This is a genomic window from Vibrio sp. Vb1755 (assembly GCF_033338635.1).
Classification (GTDB): domain Bacteria; phylum Pseudomonadota; class Gammaproteobacteria; order Enterobacterales; family Vibrionaceae; genus Vibrio; species Vibrio alginolyticus.
On record NZ_JAWOTA010000001.1, the window covers coordinates 255,821 to 277,843 of the forward strand.

Annotated in this window: 16 protein-coding genes and 3 pseudogenes; 14 read left to right on the forward strand and 5 right to left on the reverse strand. The window is 43.7% G+C overall.

Going from position 1 to position 22,023, the window contains the following annotated elements:
* Positions 1-46: 46 nt before the first annotated feature.
* On the reverse strand, positions 47-850 hold the full coding sequence (locus tag R7E00_RS01200) for an SDR family NAD(P)-dependent oxidoreductase (protein WP_191115795.1): 804 nt from the start codon (positions 848-850) through the stop codon (positions 47-49).
* Between the two features lie 228 nt (positions 851-1,078).
* On the opposite strand from R7E00_RS01200, the gene R7E00_RS01205 reads away from it, so the two are divergent.
* The gene (locus R7E00_RS01205; protein WP_005373737.1) at positions 1,079-1,318 is read left to right on the forward strand and encodes a YdcH family protein; all 240 of its coding nucleotides are present in this window, start codon (positions 1,079-1,081) and stop codon (positions 1,316-1,318) included.
* A 73-nt stretch (positions 1,319-1,391) separates the two neighbouring features.
* Here R7E00_RS01205 and R7E00_RS01210 read toward each other — a convergent pair whose 3' ends face one another.
* The gene (locus tag R7E00_RS01210) at positions 1,392-2,063 is read right to left on the reverse strand and encodes a cupin domain-containing protein (protein WP_258481914.1); all 672 of its coding nucleotides are present in this window, start codon (positions 2,061-2,063) and stop codon (positions 1,392-1,394) included.
* A 208-nt stretch (positions 2,064-2,271) separates the two neighbouring features.
* Here R7E00_RS01210 and R7E00_RS01215 point away from each other — a divergent pair, with 208 nt between their 5' ends.
* The 4 genes from R7E00_RS01215 (at position 2,272) to fabG (ending at position 6,147) form a co-directional block, all read left to right on the forward strand.
* The gene (locus R7E00_RS01215) at positions 2,272-3,414 is read left to right on the forward strand and encodes a hypothetical protein (RefSeq protein WP_171345897.1); all 1,143 of its coding nucleotides are present in this window, start codon (positions 2,272-2,274) and stop codon (positions 3,412-3,414) included.
* Complete coding sequence (locus R7E00_RS01220; RefSeq protein WP_171342629.1) at positions 3,404-4,330, forward strand: metal ABC transporter solute-binding protein, Zn/Mn family; 927 nt, start codon at positions 3,404-3,406, stop codon at positions 4,328-4,330. The genes R7E00_RS01215 and R7E00_RS01220 overlap by 11 nt, the downstream gene beginning before the upstream one ends.
* Before the next feature lie 3 nt (positions 4,331-4,333).
* The gene (locus R7E00_RS01225) at positions 4,334-5,128 is read left to right on the forward strand and encodes a metal ABC transporter permease (protein ID WP_005373725.1); all 795 of its coding nucleotides are present in this window, start codon (positions 4,334-4,336) and stop codon (positions 5,126-5,128) included.
* 299 nt (positions 5,129-5,427) lie between these two features.
* On the forward strand, positions 5,428-6,147 hold the full coding sequence (gene fabG, locus R7E00_RS01230; RefSeq protein WP_017633598.1) for a 3-oxoacyl-ACP reductase FabG: 720 nt from the start codon (positions 5,428-5,430) through the stop codon (positions 6,145-6,147).
* Positions 6,148-6,408: 261 nt separating this feature from the next.
* On the opposite strand, the gene R7E00_RS01235 is transcribed toward fabG, so the two are convergent.
* On the reverse strand, positions 6,409-8,013 hold the full coding sequence (locus R7E00_RS01235; protein ID WP_171342628.1) for a S8 family peptidase: 1,605 nt from the start codon (positions 8,011-8,013) through the stop codon (positions 6,409-6,411).
* Positions 8,014-8,407: 394 nt separating this feature from the next.
* On the opposite strand from R7E00_RS01235, the pseudogene R7E00_RS01240 reads away from it, so the two are divergent.
* From R7E00_RS01240 to R7E00_RS01260, 5 genes and pseudogenes are all read left to right on the forward strand, one after another.
* Positions 8,408-8,731: pseudogene (locus R7E00_RS01240) on the forward strand (IS1-like element transposase); the annotation flags it as partial.
* Positions 8,732-8,942: 211 nt separating this feature from the next.
* Positions 8,943-9,879 (forward strand): annotated as a pseudogene (locus tag R7E00_RS01245) (LysR family transcriptional regulator).
* A 151-nt stretch (positions 9,880-10,030) separates the two neighbouring features.
* Positions 10,031-11,974 (forward strand): TonB-dependent receptor domain-containing protein, encoded by a 1,944-nt coding sequence (locus R7E00_RS01250; RefSeq protein WP_213907763.1) that lies wholly within the window; start codon positions 10,031-10,033, stop codon positions 11,972-11,974.
* A 32-nt stretch (positions 11,975-12,006) separates the two neighbouring features.
* Entirely contained in the window at positions 12,007-12,885 is an 879-nt protein-coding gene (locus tag R7E00_RS01255; RefSeq protein WP_017819845.1) for an alpha/beta hydrolase, read from the forward strand.
* Positions 12,886-13,615: 730 nt separating this feature from the next.
* A complete protein-coding gene (locus tag R7E00_RS01260) occupies positions 13,616-14,989 on the forward strand; it encodes a carbohydrate porin (RefSeq protein ID WP_017633790.1) in 1,374 nt (457 codons plus the stop codon).
* Between the two features lie 63 nt (positions 14,990-15,052).
* On the opposite strand, the gene R7E00_RS01265 is transcribed toward R7E00_RS01260, so the two are convergent.
* A complete protein-coding gene (locus R7E00_RS01265) occupies positions 15,053-16,039 on the reverse strand; it encodes a LacI family DNA-binding transcriptional regulator (protein WP_017633789.1) in 987 nt (328 codons plus the stop codon).
* A gap of 235 nt (positions 16,040-16,274) precedes the next feature.
* Between R7E00_RS01265 and R7E00_RS01270 the strand changes: the two genes are divergently transcribed.
* The 3 genes from R7E00_RS01270 to R7E00_RS01280 all read left to right on the forward strand — a co-directional run bounded on the left by R7E00_RS01270 (position 16,275) and on the right by R7E00_RS01280 (position 20,289).
* The gene (locus tag R7E00_RS01270; protein WP_213906689.1) at positions 16,275-17,714 is read left to right on the forward strand and encodes a sucrose-specific PTS transporter subunit IIBC; all 1,440 of its coding nucleotides are present in this window, start codon (positions 16,275-16,277) and stop codon (positions 17,712-17,714) included.
* 165 nt (positions 17,715-17,879) lie between these two features.
* On the forward strand, positions 17,880-18,803 hold the full coding sequence (locus R7E00_RS01275) for an aminoimidazole riboside kinase (protein ID WP_053349293.1): 924 nt from the start codon (positions 17,880-17,882) through the stop codon (positions 18,801-18,803).
* A 31-nt stretch (positions 18,804-18,834) separates the two neighbouring features.
* Positions 18,835-20,289 (forward strand): sucrose-6-phosphate hydrolase, encoded by a 1,455-nt coding sequence (locus R7E00_RS01280; protein WP_042523221.1) that lies wholly within the window; start codon positions 18,835-18,837, stop codon positions 20,287-20,289.
* 64 nt (positions 20,290-20,353) lie between these two features.
* Here R7E00_RS01280 and R7E00_RS01285 read toward each other — a convergent pair.
* A pseudogene (locus R7E00_RS01285) lies at positions 20,354-20,473 on the reverse strand (dihydrofolate reductase); the annotation flags it as partial.
* 253 nt (positions 20,474-20,726) lie between these two features.
* On the opposite strand from R7E00_RS01285, the gene yghU reads away from it, so the two are divergent.
* A complete protein-coding gene (gene yghU / locus R7E00_RS01290) occupies positions 20,727-21,584 on the forward strand; it encodes a glutathione-dependent disulfide-bond oxidoreductase (protein WP_262606157.1) in 858 nt (285 codons plus the stop codon).
* Positions 21,585-22,023: the final 439 nt, after the last annotated feature.

Genomic DNA, 22,023 nt, shown 5'->3' on the forward strand with positions numbered 1-22,023 from the left:
TAAGGTCCGAATAAAAAACGAACCTCAAGATAATTCTTAATTGTTATTAATAGAGTTTGCTTAGGATTAATTCAATACTATCAATTATCTGCTGTGTTTTGCTTTGATCTAATGCATCAGGGTGTGGGGGCGCGAATGCTTCAATGTCATTATCGAAGTACATACCATGCGCTTGAGCAAACTCTTCTGATAGCGCAGCGCGAGTTAGAATATCTGCTCCTAAGCGGATATCACCACCAGCAACCCCATAAGCATCTTTAACCATCTTACTACCTAGGAATGATTTTGGGTTTACTGATACCAACATAGGGCCAGTGTTCTTAAGCTTTAGTCCGATTGCTCGTGACCACATCGTTAATGCCAATTTGCTTTGGGCATATGCTTCGCCATCTGACAATGGTTTGTTACCGAGTAAAGCGCTAGTGTTTACTGTTGTTTGTGCAGCTGAAGACAAATTAACCACACGACCCGTATCTCCGAGCAACGGCAATAGCTCTCTAGTGAGTAAGTAGGGAGCAATGGTGTTGACTGCGAAGCGTACATCAAGACCCTCTTTAGTTCTTGGATTTGGTGTTGCGTACACACCAGCATTGTTAATGATGACGTCTAAATGATTGAACCGTTCTGTTATCTCCATCACTATCTGTTTTACCGCATTGGGAGAGGATAAATCAGCAACAAGGCTTTCAACTTTACCACTTTTCATCTCCCTCAAACTTTGCTCAACTTGTTGAACTTTCTCTATATTCCGGCCATGGATTATTACGTGTTGTTCACGGTTAATTAACATTTTCGCGGTTTCTAAACCAATACCGTCAGTAGATCCAGTAACTAGAATTGTCTTTCGCATGATCGCTCTCATTGTTGAGGGTTAATATAGAACGATCATAGTGGCATCTTTTGCATTCGACTATTGAGACTAAAAAGAAAACACTTTCTAGGAAAAATTGAAAATAACTTTGTTGTTCTTTTTGTGGACGGTGCGACGAATTAACGTCTCATTAGATGCTACGGTTATACATGTGGTGCTCAAAAATTAGGCACTATTTTGTACTCAAATAATAGCCAAGAGGTCTCTATGTTAGGTGAAAATCACTCATTAACTCATGAATTCCCAGAACATTTGGATACCATTACTCAGCTTACCGAAAACGATGCATCATTTGCTGAAACCGTTAAAAACTACAATGCTTTAGATAAGGAAATCCGCGTACTAGAACTTCAAGGAAGCCCGATTGATGATCACGAAATGAACGTGTTAAAACATAACCGGGCTGAGCTCAAAGACTGGCTCCACTCGCGAATAATGGGTTCTTAGTGACGAAATGATCATCGGCTCGTAAATTGCGGGCCGATTTTAGTTCCAATGGACGATGCCAAGTGTGCAAACACTAGGATTGCTGAGCAGGAGCTTGGAGTGGCAGGTGGCCTGTTTTTACCCAAATGACCGTTTCTTGCTCTACAAAAGGAAAGTGCTCACTCATATGTGGACTGCGTATCCAAGAGTAGGGAGGATAGGTTCCTAGCTCGTCTTTAAATTCCCCCGATAACACAAAAATTTCTTCACCACCAAAGTGACGGTGTGGTTGAAATTTCTCACCTTTTGGCCATTTAACCAACGCGACATGTTCGTGCTCAAAATTATGCAGCGGCATGACTTGCAACCCACCGACACCACTCTGCCAGCTCGCTTGGTTTGTATTAATGCGAACTGTTTCAAGATCCTCAGATTCGAACTGATTTAGTTTAACTAAAATCACACAGCCTTCTTTGCTAAATGGTGCGTGTTGACTTCCTGGAGGGTTACGAAGGTAAGTGCCGGCAGGGTAGTCACCGTATTCGTCAGAGAATACCCCCTCGAGCACCAATATTTCTTCTCCTTGAGGGTGAGGATGAGTTGAAAACTGCGAATTTGGCTCGTACTTAACGACGCTGGTGGTATGCCCTGATTCTTCGGCTTCTCGTTCCAAAGGTTTGCGCCACACACCTTTGGAAGGGCTGGCGATCCATTCCTGTTGAGCAGTATCTATCACGATTCTTTTTGAAAAATCCATATTCAACATATTGAAATTCCGTTACTTATTTAATTACTAATTCTCATTAGTATACGTATAAAAAACATCAATTGATTCATTTGTTGATAGCCCAATTCATGGATTGAGTACGAACATGAAATCGGAGCCTAATTTAAATTTCCGCTTGTGTAATGAGAATTGTTATATTATAACATCGAAAAATTAAATGTTATAACATAACAAAAAGGAAAAAGTAGTGAATAAGAAATTGGTGTCTCTCGTGATCGGTAGCATTTTTGCATCCCCTGTTTTTGCCGACACACTATCGAACCCACAGATTGGTGTTGTTGTTGATGGCTACTACCAAGATGGCCAACGTCATAATTCTGAGCGCGAAGAAGGCTTTGGTCTAGGCCATACGGAATTAAACTTCTCATCAAATATCGACGACAAGTTTTACGGCGCATTGACCGCGGTTCTTGAAAGTCATGGTGATGATACAGAATTAGAGCTTGAAGAGGCATTCATCGAAACTTTGGCATTGCCATATGGTGTAAATGTGCGCGCTGGCCGATTCCTATCTGACTTTGGTTACCTGAATAACCAACACATGCACACCGATAGCTTTGTTGAGCGTCCAATTGCTTATCGTACTTTCCTTGGCTCGCACTACTACGATGATGGTGTACGTGCAAACATCGTGTTGCCAACCGACCTTTACGTAAAACTTGGTGTAGAAGCGCTCAGTGGTAGCAAAATGTCTTCTGTTGAAGATGGTTCTGAAGTTGGCGTGTACACCACGACGCTGAAGCTTGGTAGTGACTTCTCCGAATCTTCAAGTTGGCAGTTTGGTTTAAGTTACCTGCGTAACGAAAACGGCAAGGTTAAAGAATTCGAAGATCACGACCACGGTCATGAAGAAGAGCATGAGCACGATCACCATCATGGCGCAGCAGTGACAGGTGCGAACCTTTACGGTGCTGATTTTGTTTGGAAATGGGCACCAGACGGTAATTACAAATACAGCAACTTCACGCTATCGGCTGAATACATGCTGTTAGACGGTGTGGTAGACAGCAAATATAAAAACGATGCAGAGTCACCAGACAACTTAAGCGCTTACTATGTTTCGGGTGTTTATCGCTTCAACCCAAGCTGGTCAGCAGGTCTACGTTACGGCGAAGCAGAAAGCTACGATGGTCATGCACACGGCGACCACATGCATTTCACTGAGCTGAATGATAAAGAAATGGATGCGATGATCGCATGGGATTCTTCTCATTTCGGTACTATCCGTGCGCAATACACTCGCATTGATAACCAAGACAGCGAGACAGACAACGTGTTCACTCTGCAATACGTGATGACATTTGGAGCGCACGGTGCTCATGCGTTCTAAGCTGACATTGAATAAATGCAGTTTGGTGATGATGGCAGCAGGAGCTGCCATCATCTCTTCGCCTGCTTTGGCTCTAAACATTTTCGTTTGTGAGCCAGAATGGAAAGCCTTTCTTGAAAGCCACGCGCCAGATGCCAGTATTTATTCAGCGACAACGGCTAAGCAAGACCCACATTACGTACAAGCTCGTCCTTCTTTGATTGCGAAGATGCGCCAAGCGGACATGGCAATGTGCTCGGGTGCAGAACTAGAAGTGGGGTGGTTACCTATGCTGCAAGTTCGTAGCAGCAATGCGGCGGTGCAAAATGGTGCGCCGAGCATGATCTACGCGACGGACTTCGTGCGCATGTTAGATACTCATGCTCACGTTGACCGTAGCATGGGAGATATACACGCTCACGGTAACCCACATGTTCAATTTGCGGCAAATGACATGATTCCATTATCTCGTAAAGTCACGGATCGCCTAAAAGCGATTGATCCCGACAACGCACAAAGTTACCAAGTGAATGGTATGAAGTTTCGTGCTCATTGGCGTAAAAAGCTTAAAGAATGGAATGAGAAAGGGGCTGCTTTAAAGGGTAAGCAAGTTGTCGGTTATCACGCGACGTATCGTTATTTGTACGATTGGCTCGGAATGAAGCAGATTGCCGATCTCGAACCTAAACCGGGCATTTCACCGACCACATCTCACCTGCAATCACTTACCAAGTTAGATGCTGACAGTTTTGATGCGATTGTTTACTCCTCTCATCAGGATCAGCGTCCAGCGAACTGGTTGCAAGATCATACTGACAAACCTGTGATTCAACTGCCATTGACCGTTTCTGAGGGTGAAAACTTGGATGAGATGTACGATCAGGTCATTGATGATTTACTGGATGTGTTAGTGCCGCCCGTTCCTGTGAAGATCTGAGCCATGGCTGATTATGCATGGCTTTTACCTGCGGTTTTGTGTGGTTTAATTGCGTTAGTTGGCAACATCGTTCTGGGGCAACAAGTTCTTAATCGTCAGATCATCTTTATAGATTTGGCGGTGGCGCAAGTCGCGGCATTGGGGGCAGCACTTAGCCACTACTGGTTGAGCCAATACGCGCTGTTCTCAGGCTCATTCTTTGGCGAAATGATTGGCCCTTGGGTGATGTCTTTGATGCTTTGCGGTTTGATCGCCCTTATGGAGAAACGATACCAGCAGCATTTAGAGCCCATGATTGGCAGCTTGTTTGTCGTGTCTGCATCGCTGGCAATCCTGCTGGTGAGCAAAGACCCACACGGCGGAGACTTTATTCAAGGCATTCTTAATGGGCAACTGTTATGGGCGACTTGGGCAGACGTCTGGCCTTTGGCACTCATTACCGCTGCGATGTTGCTATTGGTTTGGTTAAAACCTGCGTTTATGCGCGGTAGTGGTTTTTATCTGATCTTTGCTATTCTGATGCCCATTACGGTCAAGTTAACCGGCATTTATTTAGAATTTGCTTTGTTGGTGATTCCAGCTTTATGTGCGGCAGCATTGAAGGGAACTCGATTCTTTGTCGCCAGTATCAGCATTGGTATTGTTGGGATCTTATCGGGTATTGCCGCATCGGCTCGCTATGACTTACCGAGTGGTGCGAGTATTGTGATCACCCTGTTTATTGCTGGCATGTTGTTTAATCTCTTGCTTCAGCCTTTTCTGGTGAAAATAACAAAACCAGCTTTTGTAAGAGATTAAGAGACAAGTAATATTGGTCTGATGAAGTAGTATTTGATTAATCAGACCAATACTTTTCTATCCAAGCCCTCCAATCGTGTAACTTTGCGCCTTCCAACACACTTTCTTACGTTGATCTTGCCATAGTCATCAAGTTGCCTTGATTAGTTCACATCCGACTCCCAGACTGTTTCTATAGTTTTTATAAGATATAAAAGACCCTGCGTATGAGAAGCGCAGCTGTAACGCGACTAGGCATAAAAACAAAAACGCTAGGGATACAAGCGAATTTGTAATCTCAACATTTAAGGAAGACCAAGATGAAACCGGAAAAAGTAGCAGTAGTCACTGGTGCGGCTCGTGGTATTGGCCAAGCGATTTGTGAACAATTACTGGAGGATGGATTCCACGTAATCGGGCTAGACATATCGCCCGTGGAATGGAGTCAGTCGGCGCAGCTAAGCAGTTATCAAGTCAACTTGTGTGATGCCGAAGCCGTAAGTGAAGTAGTAGAAAGTGTTGTAGAGCAGCACGGAAGAATCGATGCTCTGGTTAACAACGCGGGCATCACTCGAGATGCATTGTTGCCAGATATGTTAGAGCAAGACTGGGACAGCGTGATCGACGTGAACCTAAAAGCGGTGTTCTTACTCACCCAACGTGTTGCTCCTGTCATGCTAGAGCAGGGCACAGGCAGTATTGTTAGCATTTCTTCTATAGTGGGAACGGATGGTAATATCGGCCAGAGCAACTACGGCGCAAGTAAAGGCGGCGTCATCTCAATGAGCAAAGGCTGGGCGAAAGAACTTTCAAGAAAGGGTGCACAGATACGCGTCAACTGTGTCGCGCCAGGCTTTATCGCCACCGACATGACCAAGAACCTGCCAGAGAAAGTCATTCAAATGATGGAAGGCAAAACCCCATTAGGGCGCATGGGCTCAGTTCAAGATATTGCCAATGGCGTCTCTTTCCTAACCTCAGATAAGAGCGCCTACATCACAGGCCAAGTGCTCAAGATTGACGGTGGGCTGGTGTTATAGCTCGCTAATCAAAACGTCAAATAACAAACGCCCTTTACTTATATGAAGGGCGTTTTTGTTTGAGGAACCCGACTTATGTGAGTACTACTAACTACTAATAGAAAGCTTCGATGCCGCTTCGAGTTGAGTTTTTGAAGCAAAAGGCCAATACGTTTGAATAGCGTCTCCTCTTAAACACTGCATTCCCTAAAGCACAGTATTCCCAAAAGAAAAGCCCACCGAAAAGCGGGCTTTGTTCTCTTCTAATAACGAGAAAAATAACTAGTAGCTCGCTTGAATGCTGACACCGCTATAGTTTGAGTAACCTTGAATCATGACGTGATAACGTCCACTTTGCGTCGCACTGACCGTACATGTTTCATTGTTACCGTATTTGAAAGGTCGGCAGTCCCATGCATTCAGTGCTGGTTTTGCTCCAAAACGGAGATACAAATCCGCATCGCCACTGCCACCATACATTTGTACGGTTAAGCGCTGCCCAGCTTCTACATCAACATAGTAATACGCTACTTGACCAGTTGAACTACTTAAACCACTTACTGGCACGCCCGAGGTTAATTTGCCTTCTGGGTCCGGTGTTGGGTCTGGGCCACCGCAGTCTTGGCCACAATCTGCATCCGTTAAGCTATAAAGTAGCTTGTTCACGCTGCCTCTTGTGTCCGTCACTTTTCCGCTAGTTGCGCGGCTAACGATCAAGGCCTCTACTTGGCTTGGAGACAGTGAACTGTTTTCTTGAAGATACAATGCTGCTACACCCGCCACATGTGGCGTCGCCATCGAAGTGCCACTAATGGTTTTGTAGCCACCGTCATACCATGCAGATTTGATTTGTGAACCTGGCGCAAATACATCCACACAACTGCCCCAGTTTGAAAAACTCGAACGTGCATCCGTGCTAGTGGTCGATCCGACAGTTACTCCGGAAGCAACGCGTGCTGGAGAATAGTTACACGCATCGGCGTTGGAGTTACCTGCTGCTAGCATAAAGCTGACACCTGACTGAACCGCACTTTGCACCGCACTATCCAGAGCGACGGATTGACCGCCGCCTAAACTCATGTTGGCGACTGAAGGTCCGGAAGCGTTCGCAGCCACCCAGTCCACACCGGCAATAACACCAGAAGTAGAACCCGATCCGGTACAGCTCAATACTCTCACGCCGACAAGGTTGACGTTTTTCGCAACACCATACAAGCTGCCGCCAATGGTGCCCGCTACGTGTGTGCCGTGTCCATTACAGTCACTTGCATCTGCATCGTTATCGACAAAGTCATACCCTGAAACTGAGCGACCACCGAACTCAACATGCGCGTTATTCACACCAGTATCGATGACATAAGCCGTTACCCCAGTCCCATCAAAGTTGGCACTGTAGTTGTTATCGAGTGGCAAGTTTCGTTGGTCGATTCGGTCTAGTCCCCAAATGGCATTGGTTTGATTTGCGTCTGCCGAGACTATTGGGTCAAGCGATAGGATTCTGTCTTGCTCAATGTAGTCCACACGAGGATCAGAACGCAGATCTTTTAGTTGCTCAGGACTCAAGTTAGCGACAAATCCACTTATCGAGTGGTCAAAAACCGACTCCACTTTTACCGAATACAAACCAGACATGCGGTCTACGGATTGTTGCGTGAATTGCTCGAATTCCGTTGAGTTGCTCGCCATCATTTGCGGTTGTTGAAATACCACTATGTAGCGATCTGCAATGGCGATCTCGTCCGGTGCGAGCATTAATGTGGCTGGTAATATGTCCGGAGCTTGTTGTAACTCTGCACTGTCCGCAATCTCATTGGGTTGCGAAAAAGCGAGAGAAGAATGAAAACAGAGTGCGGAGGTGATACAACAACTTAGTAGTTTCTTTAACATAAAATGTTCCTCGAAATCATAGTCTTGTTGATTTTTACCTAGTACCAAACTGTCAACACGAAAACACAGACAATCAGCGTAGTGCGTGCTGAAGTGACGTTACACAAGTCAAACTAGACAATGAGCAATCATATGCATAACTGATAATAATTCGCATACTCAGAAACATGATCAATAACCAAGCTTTATTGAAATTGAAATGCAAAGATTCATTTAGACTTAGAGCAAAATCCCTAAAATAGAATAATTCTACACACCTGAAATATTGCCTGTTATATGACTTCATCTTACCGATAATTTACGCAATAAAAACCTAACTATCCTTTTATTGGTCATAACTCAAATCGGTTGATAGATGTTAATATAGCCACCTGATTTCTGATGTTTTTAACTCATGGTTACTATCCAAGTTCAATATCGTTTCTGTAATAAAACAGAGCCCGTTCGTGAACATGGAAAAGGGCATTCTGGCTCTCCTCGCTCCAGATGTATCGAGTGTCGAAAGAGCTTTAACTCGATTACGTTTACGAAGCCCGCAAGCCAGATGTAAAAGAAAAAACTGTTGATATGTCAATGAATAGCTCTGGCGTTAGGGAAACAGTACAAGTGTTGAATGTCGTATACAACACAGTATTGAGTACTTTAAAAAATCTCGCCAAGGTAAGTAACCTCAATGCCTTTCGATAAAGCAAATATAAGACTAATTTGTAAACTTGAAAGGCTAGCTGTATTGGTTGAGGTATATGAGGAAAACACTTCCCCATTTAAGAACTGAAACACACTTTTGCCCCTTTTCGTGTTAGCACGGAAACTGTCCTGCTACCAGACTTGTGTTTCAATAGTGCCTTGTAGTATCGAAAACACTTACCACAAACTCTAGAGATTTATGTACTATACCACCTACTGGAAGCTTGATGGGTGGTATTGACGTGAACTTATCTCAAATTGATCTGAATTTGCTCTTTGTTTTAAAGCACTTGCTCGAAGAGAAGCATGTATCTAACACCGCTATGGCTTTAAATATGAGCCATAGCGGTAAGTCGAGCACTGCAAAAAATGAGAGTTTTCTTTAATGACGAATTACTGGTGCGCAAGAAATACGGCTATGAACTGACTCCAAAAGCAGAGTCAGTAAGGCAAGACATCAATAATGTGATTACCAGTTTAGAAAAACTTGCCCATAGAGACTCGTTTGATCCGAGCACTGTATCAAGCACCGTTAAGGTTTACGGCCTTCTTCCTCAGATTAATACCTTAATGCCTAAGGTTATCGCTAAGATTCGGCAAGAGGCTCCAAACCTTAAGGTCAGTTTGGACTCAGCACCAAAACGTCATTTTGATGCGTTGGTGGCTGGAGATGTTCATTTCGCACTTTCCTCTCATCAACCGCCAAGCTCTGAGCAAAATATCTATCGAATGGTTGTTGCTAAGCGTACTTTCCGTTTGCTTATGAGCCGCTATCATCCACTGGCCGATTTAGAGCTAACTCCAGAGCGTTTGGCCGAATTTGACTTTGGACAAGTCTCTTTGCAGGGTGAGAAGCGATTGTCGTTTGAGCATAAATACCAAGAGCTAGGGTTAGCGAACAAAAAAAAGCGTTTATCAGCGCCAGTGCAACTGAATAACTTTAGTTCTGCTCCAAGTATCGCTGCGGAGACTGAGATTATATTTCATCTACCGACACCTTTTGCAGAGGCAGCTTGTCAAGACCCTCGCTTGATCGTTCGAGAAGTACCTGCCGAGCTACAGTTGGACTTTCAAGAAGTCTTCCTATATTGGCACAAACGCTTTAACGATGATCCTATGTGTGAATGGGTACGAGAGATCTTTAAACAGCTCTATGTTGGAACCGATACTTTAGCTTAAATGCTTATATCGGGTAATTCGTGGTTAACTATTCGTATATTGGATAGTGATATTCTCTTTTCTCGATAGTGATTAACTTGTCAGTGATTATGATAATCAGGTTTAATTGATAATAATTATTAAATGCAATTACATTTTAAGCCTATTCAATATGAAGCCTCTTTTCACATACTCTCTATTTTCTACATCAGTTGTTTCTGCTTGTATTACTGTACCTATGGTCGTTGTTGCAAATGACCAGTTACCTGAGACTGGTATCAATACAACAGCAATGGAAACCGTAGTGGTTACAGCCTCTGGTTACGAACAGAATGTCACAGAAGCGCCAGCAACAATAAGTGTTCTGACCCGAGAGCAACTTGAAAATCGCTCATATAAAGATTTGACTGATGCTTTAAGTGATATACCTGGGGTAACCGTTACAGGAGGTGGTGATGGCCAAGATATCTCAATTCGAGGTATGCCTGCTCAATATACGGCCATTCTTGTTGATGGCAGGAAGCAGTCTGGTCGAGAAACTCAAACTAATGGTAGTACGTTTACTGAACAAGACTGGCTTCCCCCGTTGAGTGCAATTGAACGTATTGAAGTTGTACGTGGCCCTATGTCAACCCTTTATGGGTCTGATGCTTTGGGGGGTGTGATTAATATTATTACGCGTAAAAATTATCAAGAGTGGCACGGAAGCTTGCGTGCAGAAACGACGCTTCAAGAAAATTCAAAATCTGGAAATAGCTATCAAGGGCAGCTTTACCTTGCTGGCCCTGTCATTGATGGTCTGTTGAGTACTTCTTTGACTGGACTGTATCAGGAAAGAAAAGAAGATGAAATTGAAGGTGGTTATGCAGGTAAGACACTCGACAACTATCGAGCTTCTTTGTACCTCACACCTACCTCGGATGACACTTTTACTCTGGAGTTCACCAATCATAACCAAGAGCGAGAGACCACTCTAGGTAAATCAGTGGAGCGAGAGTCTCAAGTTGCAGTACGAGAATATGAACGCCAATCTATTGGTTTTAGCCACGACGGAAACTACTCTTGGGGTACAAGTTCTTCATTTATCAGTAATGAAACAGTAAAAAATATCGGTGCAGATAAAGAAGTCGAGAATAGTCAAATTAATACGCAATGGGGTCTGCCTCTTAATGCTCACTACTTAACACTGGGCGCATCTTTCGAGCAAAAGGATCTGACTGATAATAAACTGTCATTGACCTCTAAAAACAAGCAATGGGCAGTATTTGCTGAGGACGAGTGGTATCTCACGGATACATTCGCTCTCACCCTTGGTTTACGTTACGACGACAATGAGATCTTTGACGGGCAATTTAGCCCAAGAGCTTACGGGGTCTGGTCTATTGACCCTAGTTGGACGCTAAAAGGTGGTGTGTCTACGGGTTATCGAGCACCTAGTTTGACACAAATGGACGAAGAGTGGGTTCAAGAGAGCTGTAGAGGGCGTTGTTCTATTTACGGTAATCCAGACTTAACAGCAGAAACCTCCATCAATACAGAGATGGGACTGTATTACGTTAATGAGCGAGACCTTTCTGCAAACATTACTTTGTTTTACAGCGACTTCAAAGACAAGATCGAAAGTGAGTTTGTCGATCCGATGTGTACTGATAGCAGAAGTTGCGACCGCACTTACGTCAACATTGATGATGCGAACAGCTATGGTGCAGAAAGTTCCGTATCTAAGGGTATTACAGAGTCAATTACACTAAGTGCAACCTACTCGTATACTCGTAGTGAAAAGAACACTAATGACGATGATGATGGCTTGCCTCTTGTACAAGCACCTGAACATATCTTCTCACTTAATGGTGATTGGGCAGTGCGTGATGATGTTGCTTCATGGGCCCGCATGAACTATCAAGGCAAAGAGAAAAACAACATCACTAGTGATAGCACAAGAACGTTGGCACCTTCTATTACTTACGTGGATCTCGGTGTGAACTGGCGTGTAACTAAGAATGTGAAGTTAATGGCAGCGGTTTATAACTTGTTCGATGAGCAAATCACAGAGGAAGAGTTTGGCTACATTGAAGATGGCCGACGCTACTGGTTAGCTGCTGAAGCGACTTTCTAATCTACTTACTTTTTTAAGCGAATAACAAAACAATGAATACGAAAATTAAGTCTGCGATGACCTCTCTGCTACTTATGCCCTTTGTCTGTTTGGCTGGGGAGTTCAATGTAGAGAAGGATATCTTGTTCAAAACTGTAGGTGAAAGAGAGATTAAACTCGATCTTTATACTCCTTCGGTTGAATCAAATACTCAGTACCCGTTATTAGTCTGGGTACATGGTGGTGCATGGAAACGTGGGAGCAAAGACGCCATCCCAGAAAAGAACCCATTATTACTTCAGTCTGTGTTGAATGAAGGTTATGCGCTAGCTTCAGTTGATTATCGTTTAAGTGGAGAAGCGATCTTTCCTCAACCAGTACAAGACATTAATGATGCACTGAACTATTTGTACGACAATGCTGAAAAGCTCGGTATTAAAGCGGACAATGTTGTGATAATGGGACGCTCTGCTGGCGGGCACCTCGCTGGCTTTATTGGTGCGACTAACTCGGCATACAACCAAGTAGATTTCTATGAGCCACCAAAGTACAAGGTCTCAGCCGTAGTAAGCTTTTTTGGCCCTACCGATTTACTTGAGTTAAGTAATAAAGGTGGCAAGAAAACCAGCAAAAAATCGTCTGTATCTCGTTTCTTAGGAGATATTCCAAACAATATTCCAAAGCTTGCCAAGAAAGCATCAACGACGAGTTATGTGAATGAAAATACTCCACCATATATACAGTTACACGGCACCTTGGATAAGCGAGTGCCTCTATCTCAAAGTGAGATACTTAAGGCTAAGCTTGATGAGCATGGAGTTACCAACCAACTTTTCATTGAAGAAGGTGTAGGACACAGTGCACCTGTCTTTGATACCGAGAAGTACGTTACTCATGTTTTGGACTTCTTAAATAAACACTTTCCGAACTAACGCTCTAGTCAATATAAGGCTTAAAAGTTCAAGGGGAAATACTGAGCCAACTGTGATTACAGTTGGCTTTTTCATGTATCTCTATTGGGCATTTTATCATTCTGATTAATGGGAGCGGCTGGCTCATTTTCAGGCAGTGGTTGAATAAATCTATGACTACTTTAGGGTATGTATTCTAACGTACTTCTGTCCAAAAAAGTGTTTCGTTAGCTTGAATTAGAATAACAAAGCGCTCTTCACGAAAGTTAAGGGCGTTAACAGCCTTTCAAGTTGTTTGAAATGAGGTATCGAGATCCGCTTCGCTCCTAGTTACGTTCAACCTTAGCTGCTACTTTTCATCAACAAATAGAGATGAGTTACCATCAAGTAGCATAGGGAAGCGAGTGAGCACTATTCTCTCAAATGAACACTAAACCCCTTCTTTGTAGCCTGTCACCTTCAAACTACTTCCTCTAGCGCTAACAATTAATTCAAATGTGCGCTGGTTAATGATTTTTCTGTAAGTAACACAATTGAACGTGATAGAAGTAACAAAATCACCTCTTTGCGGTAACGTTCCCGAAAAGTTTATATATTATCGCCCTCATTGATATAAGTAGTAGAGACGCTCTGAGTACGAGCGCTCTGAAATTCAGGCTTTAGATGGACATTTAAAGTCACCATAAGTTTGCGATTTTTCTTGGGAACGTTTGCAATATGCCTAAGTATAAATTTACGTGAGACTATGGAAATGAAACTACACACTTTGACGATGGCAGTAGCGCTTGGACTGGTTACTGCACCTGTATTCGCAGCAACAGATGTTGACGCTCTTGAAAAGCGAATTAATGAATTAGAACAGAGACTTGAGCAGACAGAAAAAGCATCCACAGAAGCAAATGAGAAAGCCTCAAGCTTTGAGTTTCATGGCTACGCTCGTTCCGGGCTGCTCATTAATGATGATCTGAATGGTGCAGTGGGTACTGGTCCTTACATGACGGCAGCTGGTGCTATTGGCGCGCCAATTGGACGATTAGGGGTTGAGGATGATCATTATGTGGAAGCAAACCTTATTCACAAACGCTTTGCAGATGATGGTTCCAGCTCATTGTTCCGAATCATGTTGGCAGATAGTACGGAAACCAATAACGAATGGACAGCGAGTGAGAGTCAATTAAACGTTCGTCAGGTATATGCTGAGCTAAACAAGTTGAGCATGTTCTCTGAATCAAGTGCGTTTGCTGACGCGACGTTTTGGGCTGGTAAACGATTTGACCGTGATAACTTTGACATTCACTTCTTTGACTCGGATATTGTTTTCTTATCTGGCACTGGTGCTGGTGTGTATGACGTCCAAATGAGCGAATCATGGAAAGCAAACTTCTCGATCTATGGTCGTGATTTTGGTGAGATTGATAGCTCGTCAACGGATGTTGAAAACTATATCGCGACAATGAACAACCGCTTCGGTAATTGGCAATTGATGCTGAGCGGCATGACGTCAGCTGATAACAATGATCGCGTAGAAGGCGCAGCGGACAAAGGTTTACATGCGATGTTTGCCTACCATGGCGATACCTTCTTTGGCATGAGTGAAGGCTTTTCTAAAACTGGTATTTTGATGGGTGATGGATTGGGTGCGGAACTTAAAGGCATCGGTTCAAACGGAGATTTGTTAGAAGACGCAAAAGCCGTACGCTTGTTTAGCTATGGTGTAACACGCATCGGCGACAACTGGCGTGTAGCACCTGCGTTGCTAGCAGAACACAGCCAAGATCGCTTTGCTAAAAATGATGAATTTACGTGGGCATCGTTCAACATCCGCTTAGCGCAAGAGTTTACGCAGAACTTTGAGATGGTTTATGAAGGCTCATACCAATACATGGACCTAGACAATGCGATTGATAAAGCAAGTGGCAGTTTTTACAAAGCGACAATTGCACCAACGCTTAAGATGTCTACCGCTGCAGGTTTCTTTGACCGTCCGGAGCTACGTTTTGCAGTTAGCTACGTTGATTGGAGCGAAGACTTGAATGGCTACTCGATTAGCCAGGATGCGGGTGCTGCAACGATGGGTGATGGTGGTGAAGTTCTGTTTGCACTGCAAATGGAAACTTGGTTCTAAAGGGACCTAACCTACAAAGAGTAATAAGAAAAGCGCCAACTGATTTCAGTTGGCGCTTTTTCATTAACAGGACTGACGCTCAATAGTTTTGAAGGTTAGTACCATCTTACTCATTTCAAAACTTCTGTTGGCAATTCTATCTAGTAACAGTTTCGCACCATTTTCCCCTGCTTTATCAAATGCATAGTTAAATGTTGATAAGGTTGGGGTGCACACTGATGCGAGCTCATCATCACCAACGCCTAGCACTAAAACGTCTTTACCCGGTGTTAACCCGAGCTCTTGAATCGCTCTCATCGCACCGATAGCAATACGGTCTGTCGCACAGAACAAGCCATCTAGCTTAGGGTTCTTTGTTAAGTGTTGTTTTGCCAATGAATAGCCAGAATCGATGGTAAAGTCACCACGAGCATGGAAGGCGAGCTCAAAACCATGATGCTGTAGCGCTTGAACAAATCCTTCAGAGCGTTGCTTATCTACCGCGATATCGTCACCTTGCACACCAATAAAACCCATAGTTTGGCAACCTTTTGCAACCAGTCTATTTCCCGCTTCAAACCCTACTCGTGCGTCATCATGAATGATGCTTGGAATGTTAAACATGGAACCATCTTGACCGACGAGCACAACTGGAACGGCTGAGTTTTGAATTGCTTTTACCAGCTTGGAATCGAGGTGGGTGGCGTAAAGAATGATCCCTTCAACCCGTTTTTGGTTAAAGATCTGAATGTATTCCAGTTCTTTTTCGTGGGCTTGGTGAGTGCTAGCAAGTAAGACATGTTTCCCGGCTTTTTCAAGGACATCGGTTAATCCATCGACACCTTGGGATGTGGCATGAGAGGAAACCCGAGGAACAATGACACCAACCAGATTGGTCTTTTGAGATTTTAGATCTTTAGCGACTTGGTTCGGCACATAGCCACACTCCGCTACTGCTTGGCGGACCTTCAGTTTTGTCGCTTCTTTTACGCCATATTCATCGTTTATAACCCGTGACACTGTTGATTTTGATACGCCAGCCAGACGGGCGACATCATGCAGACTCGCCATTGTTCCTATCCATTCTGTTTTTCGTTTTTGGGATTGTTTGCAAAGAGAAGATGAAAAGCTCTTTGATAAGTAGCGATTCTAACCTCCTATACTGCTCTTAGGGAGAGAATTTGACGATCATTCTCACATTCTCTCTGCTTTATCTTTGATCATTTGGTTTTATTGAGCAAAAATCTGTTTTGCAAACGTTCCCGAAAATTTCGCAAGCTCAGATAATAATCCAATGGGGTATGAAATGAATTATCCGGCAGTAGCAAAAGAGTTGTTAACTCTATTAGGTGGTAAAAGCAACATCACCGCACTTGCGCATTGTGCGACACGCTTACGCCTTGCCGTTGCAGATGAGCAAAAAATAGATGAACAAGCGATTGATAGCCTTGAAGGAGTAAAAGGGCAGTTCAAAGTTGCGGGTCAGTACCAAATCATTTTTGGATCAGGCATCGTAAACCAAGTTTATGCAGAAATGGCGAAGTTGACGGGGATGAGTGAAATGTCCACCAACGACGTTGCGTCTGCTGGCGCAGAGAAACAAAACATTGTTCAGCGCGCGGTGAAAGGGCTGTCTGATATTTTCGTCCCAATCATTCCCGCAATCGTCGCTGGTGGTTTGTTGATGGGTATCTATAACCTATTGACTGCTCAAGGCTTGTTCATTGATGGCAAATCTTTGATTGATGCCAACCCAGGACTGACAGACTTGGCGAACATGATCAACACGTTTGCGAACGCGCCGTTTGTTTACCTGCCTATTCTGCTGGCATTTTCAGCCAGTAAGAAGTTTGGCGGTAACCCATATTTAGGGGCGGCGCTAGGTATGTTGATGGTTCACCCTGACTTGCTGAATGGTTGGGGATTCGGCGGCGCATCTGTGTCTGGCAACATTCCGGTTTGGAATATTCTTGGCTTTGAAATCCAAAAAGTGGGTTACCAAGGTTCGGTGTTACCGGTTTTGGTATCGGCATTCATTCTTGCGAAGGTTGAGCTAGGCTTACGTAAAGTCATCCCTTCTGTTTTAGACAACCTTTTAACGCCATTACTGGCGATTTTCATAGCGGGTTTGCTGACGTTTACTGTCGTCGGTCCGTTCACGCGTGATATCGGTTTCCTATTGGGTGATGGTCTGAACTGGCTATACAACACAGCTGGCTTTGTTGGTGGTGCGGTATTTGGTCTTATTTATGCTCCGTTTGTTATTACTGGTATGCATCACAGCTTCATTGCGATTGAAACTCAACTTCTTGCGGATATTGCGACGACGGGCGGCACCTTTATCTTTCCTATTGCGGCGATGTCTAACGTTTCTCAAGGAGCGGCAGCGTTGGCGGTGGGCGTGATGAGCAAAGATAAGAAGATGAAAGGTATTGCGATTCCATCGGGTGTTACGGGTTTGCTGGGTATTACAGAGCCAGCCATGTTTGGTGTTAATCTAAAACTACGTTACCCATTTATTGCGGCAGTTTGCGCTGCGGCGTTATCGAGCGCGTTCATTACAATGTTTAATGTGAAAGCTCAGGCATTGGGTGCAGCAGGTCTTCCAGGCATCATTTCTATTACGCCAGAGAAGATTGGGTACTACATCGCGGGTATGGTGATCGCGTTCTTGACCGCATTTGTTCTCACCATTGTTCTTGGTATGCGTGACCGCGCTAAAGCCGGTAGAAAAGCAGCGGCTTAATCTGAACTCCTTAAGGGTGGAGTCCCCCAAAATCCACTTCTTTTCCTAAATGTTTGGGGTGCTAGCCAAGCACTAATGGCTTGGCTAGCCTTTTTCAATTTTTACTTGGTAGTGAAGGTGTTCAACACGTTGGACTATCAGGGCTTTAATTTCAAGGTAAGCAAGATGAATCAAGTGTGGGTAACTGGTGATGCTGTTGTCGATCTAATACCGGAATCTGAGACTTCTTTACTCAAATGTCCCGGTGGTGCACCAGCGAATGTCGCCGTAGCAATTGCTCGTCTATCTGGTAAGAGTGCGTTTTTTGGACGTGTAGGTGATGACCCATTTGGTCGCTTCATGCAATCAACGCTCGATCAAGAGGGCGTGAGCACGGAGTTTCTCGTTAAAGACCCAGAGCAAAGAACATCAACAGTGGTGGTGGATTTAGATGATCAAGGTGAACGCAGCTTTACGTTTATGGTAAAACCGAGCGCTGATCAGTTTATGTCTGTTGAAGACATCCCAAACTTTAAGCAAGGTGACTGGCTACACGTTTGCTCAATTTCACTGGCAAATGAGCCAAGTAGAAGCAGCACATTTGAGGCGATCAAAAGAGCAAAAGCCGCTGGTGGTTTCATTAGCTTTGACCCTAACTTGCGTGATGAAGTGTGGCAAGATCAATCAGAAATCCAAGCTGTCGTGATGAAGGCTGTAGCGATGGCCGATGTGGTTAAGTTCTCTGAAGAAGAGCTTTTGTTCTTAACTGACTCAACGTCGATGGCGCAAGGTTTACAACAAATAGCCTCTTTGAATATTGCTTTGGTCTTGGTGACACAAGGTGCGAAAGGTGTTTGGCGCGTCTTTGAAAGTCAGAGTGAACTGATCACAGGTCAAGTCGTTAGTCCGATTGACACCACAGGTGCGGGTGATGCTTTTGTCGGAGGGCTACTGGCATGCCTGTCTCGGCATGACGATTGGAAAAATCATCCTGTTGTTAGCTCTGCGATTCAATGGGCAAATGGCTGTGGTGCATTAGCGACGACGCAAAAAGGCGCAATGACCGCGCTTCCGACCCAGACAGAGTTGCTGCAATTTATTGGGCAATGATCTTCAGATCCAATTTCAGTTGAGAAAAATTATGAGCTTAAACAACCGTTGGACTGTAGAGCAAAGATATCGTCGACTTGAGCAAATCCCTCAGTGTGATATCGAAGAAATGACACTTTCACGTCAGCAAGATAAAGGCTTTCCTAGTTTTCATATCGCCCCTAGATTTGGGCTGTTAAATGACCCAAATGGGTTGTGCTATTTCAATGGTGAGCACCACATCTTTTACCAGTGGACGCCTGTGGGACCAGTCCATGGAATGAAGTATTGGTATCACCTTTCTACTAAAGACTTCATCCATTTTACTGATCATGGCGTGGGTCTTCATCCCGACCAAGACTACGATTCACATGGTGTCTATTCGGGCGGCGCTTTGGTGGAAAACAACAAGGCTTTGCTGTTTTTTACTGGCAACAAGCGTGACCAAAACTGGAATCGAATCCCAACACAGTGTTTTGCCACCATGGATTCAGACGGCAGCATTGAAAAGCACGGTGTAGTCATTGAGAACGAACATTACACGGAGCACTTTCGTGACCCAAAAGTTTGGAAGAAAGGCGACGACTATTTGATGGTGGTGGGTGCTCAAACCAAAACCGAGCATGGTTCTATGGCGCTCTATCAAAGCAAAGATTTGAAAACGTGGCAGCATAAAGGTCCTATCAAGACCAAGTTCTCTGACCTTGGGTACATGTGGGAGTGTCCTGATTTATTTGAGATTAATGGTCAATCGGTGATGCTGTTTTCTCCACAGGGCGTGAGCAGTAGTAATCCTTATGATTTCAAAAACATCTATTCTGTCGCGTATATCGTGGGTGATCAGTTGAACCTAGAGTCGATGACTTTAGAAAACCACCAAGATATTTTACAGCCAGATTATGGGTTTGATTTCTACGCCCCACAAACCTATTTAGATGAGAATGGGCGTCGCATTCTTATTGCATGGATAGGGTTGCCAGAAATCGACACGCCATCGGTCACACACCAGTGGGCAGGAATGTTGTCTCTTCCTAGAGAACTAACGTTGAAAGATGGTTTTCTTGTTCAAACTCCACTCCCTGAATTGGAGAGTTTAAGAAAAGAAGAGGTAGTCTTTGCACAGTCCCATACACTGGAAAGCACAAGTTGTTTGATCCAATTAGACCTTGAGGGCGATGGCTTTGAACTTGAGCTGAGTAACCTCAAAGGTGACAACATCGTCTTTAGTGCGACAAAGCACGAGTTTATGCTGGACCGTCGTCACATGTCTCATTTGTACGCAGAAGAATTTGGTAGCATTCGAAAAGCACCAAGATTGGACGCTAAGCAGACGATTGATATATATATCGACAATTCTGTCATCGAGATTTTCATTAATGGTGGCAAACACACGATGACCAGTCGTTTCTTTATTGATGACCTGAATACGGTAACGTTGAGAGGGTTGGAGCAAGCAAGGCTTTTCCCTTTGAAAGGTATTTCTGGTTTGTTTGAATCAGCTAAGTAACGGTTTTGAATACATTAAAACGCCCTTCATTGATTTAGTGAAGGGCGTTTTTCTTTCTAACTATCTAACTTAACTGCCTATCACGCACGTAAGTTGTTTGAACTAAAGTATCCAAAACAACTTCACTCTTGGTGACTTTGAAGTTTAGCGGTTGTTCTAAATCCCCAAATAGAGGTGCGCCGCCGAGTGTAGCTTACTCATCGTTGGCATCTCGAACCTAGTTCACATTATCGCGACGTTTTTACTTATAGCGTGAAAGAAAATCCCATAACCAAAGGTTCTAACTAAAAGAGATTGCAGGACTTTTATTTAGCGAATTCGACCTAATATCTTGAGTATGCCTAATCGCAGTTGGCGAAGAGGTGATGTTAATAATGCTTGCTGGCGCGTAAGACCCGTCAGTTTGAAGATGCATTCAAACACAATAAGGGAAAACAATGGCTAACGAATACATTCCACCAAAAGTTTGGACAAACGATAATGAAAACGGCGGTCAGTGGGCGAGCATCAACCGTCCGGATTCTGGCGCACGTCATGAGCAAGAGCTTCCAATTGGTGAGCACCCATTCCAACTTTACTCAATGGGTACCCCAAATGGTCAGAAAGTGACGATCATGTTTGAAGAGCTTTTGGCGGCTGGCGTAACGGCAGCAGAATACGATGCATACCTGATTAAGATTGGCGATGGTGACCAGTTTGGCTCTGGCTTTGTGGCTGTTAACCCAAACTCAAAAATTCCGGTATTGGTTGACCGTTCGGGTTCTGAGCCAGTGAACGTGTTTGAATCTGGCAACATCTTGTTTTATCTAGCAGAGAAATTTGATCATTTCTTACCAAAAGAAGGCGCTAAGCGTGCTGAGGTAATGAACTGGTTATTCTGGCTGCAAGGTTCTGCGCCATACCTAGGCGGTGGTTTTGGTCACTTCTACGCGTACGCACCAGAGAAGTTCGAGTACCCAATCAACCGCTTTACAATGGAAGCAAAACGTCAGTTAGATGTATTAGACAAGCGTCTTGCGAACAATGAATTCCTAGGTGGCGATGAGTACAGCATCGCTGATATCGCAACATGGCCATGGTACGGCAACCTTGTGTTGGGTCGTGCTTACGATGCGGCTGAATTCTTAGACGTAGAAAGCTACAAAAACGTTGTGCGTTGGGCAAAAGTAATTGATGAGCGTGAAGCGGTAAAACGTGGTCGAATTGTGAACCGTTCATGGGGTGAAGAATGGGAGCAGTTACCTGAGCGCCACAGCGCAGAAGATATTGATAAAGTATTGAAACTTAAACCATAAGCAATCTTGGCTTAGCTACGTCAAATGAGTTTAGTTTTATCTATGCTTATACAGTGACCTTAATCAAATCTATAGCGCACCATATACGGTGCGCTATTTTTATTCTCATTTAGTCTCGAAATGCTAATTTATATCACCTCTTGAAGAGCATTTAGTTCGTAGATGAATTTTTAATGTATTTATATATTATGATGCAAAACAAAGCTCATATTTCCATGTTAAATATGGACTGGTCATACTGCTTTCTAATAATTAAATTATTTAAAAATTATAAACTGATTTTATATCCATTATAAATAAAATTAATGATAATTAATATTTGACATAACCACTAAATTTATGTGGAATATGCGGGTTGATTTGTTTTGAAGAAATAAAATCAATTTCTAGTACTTTTATTTAAGACAAGCTTAGCTTTTAGCGATGTTTAATTATTAAT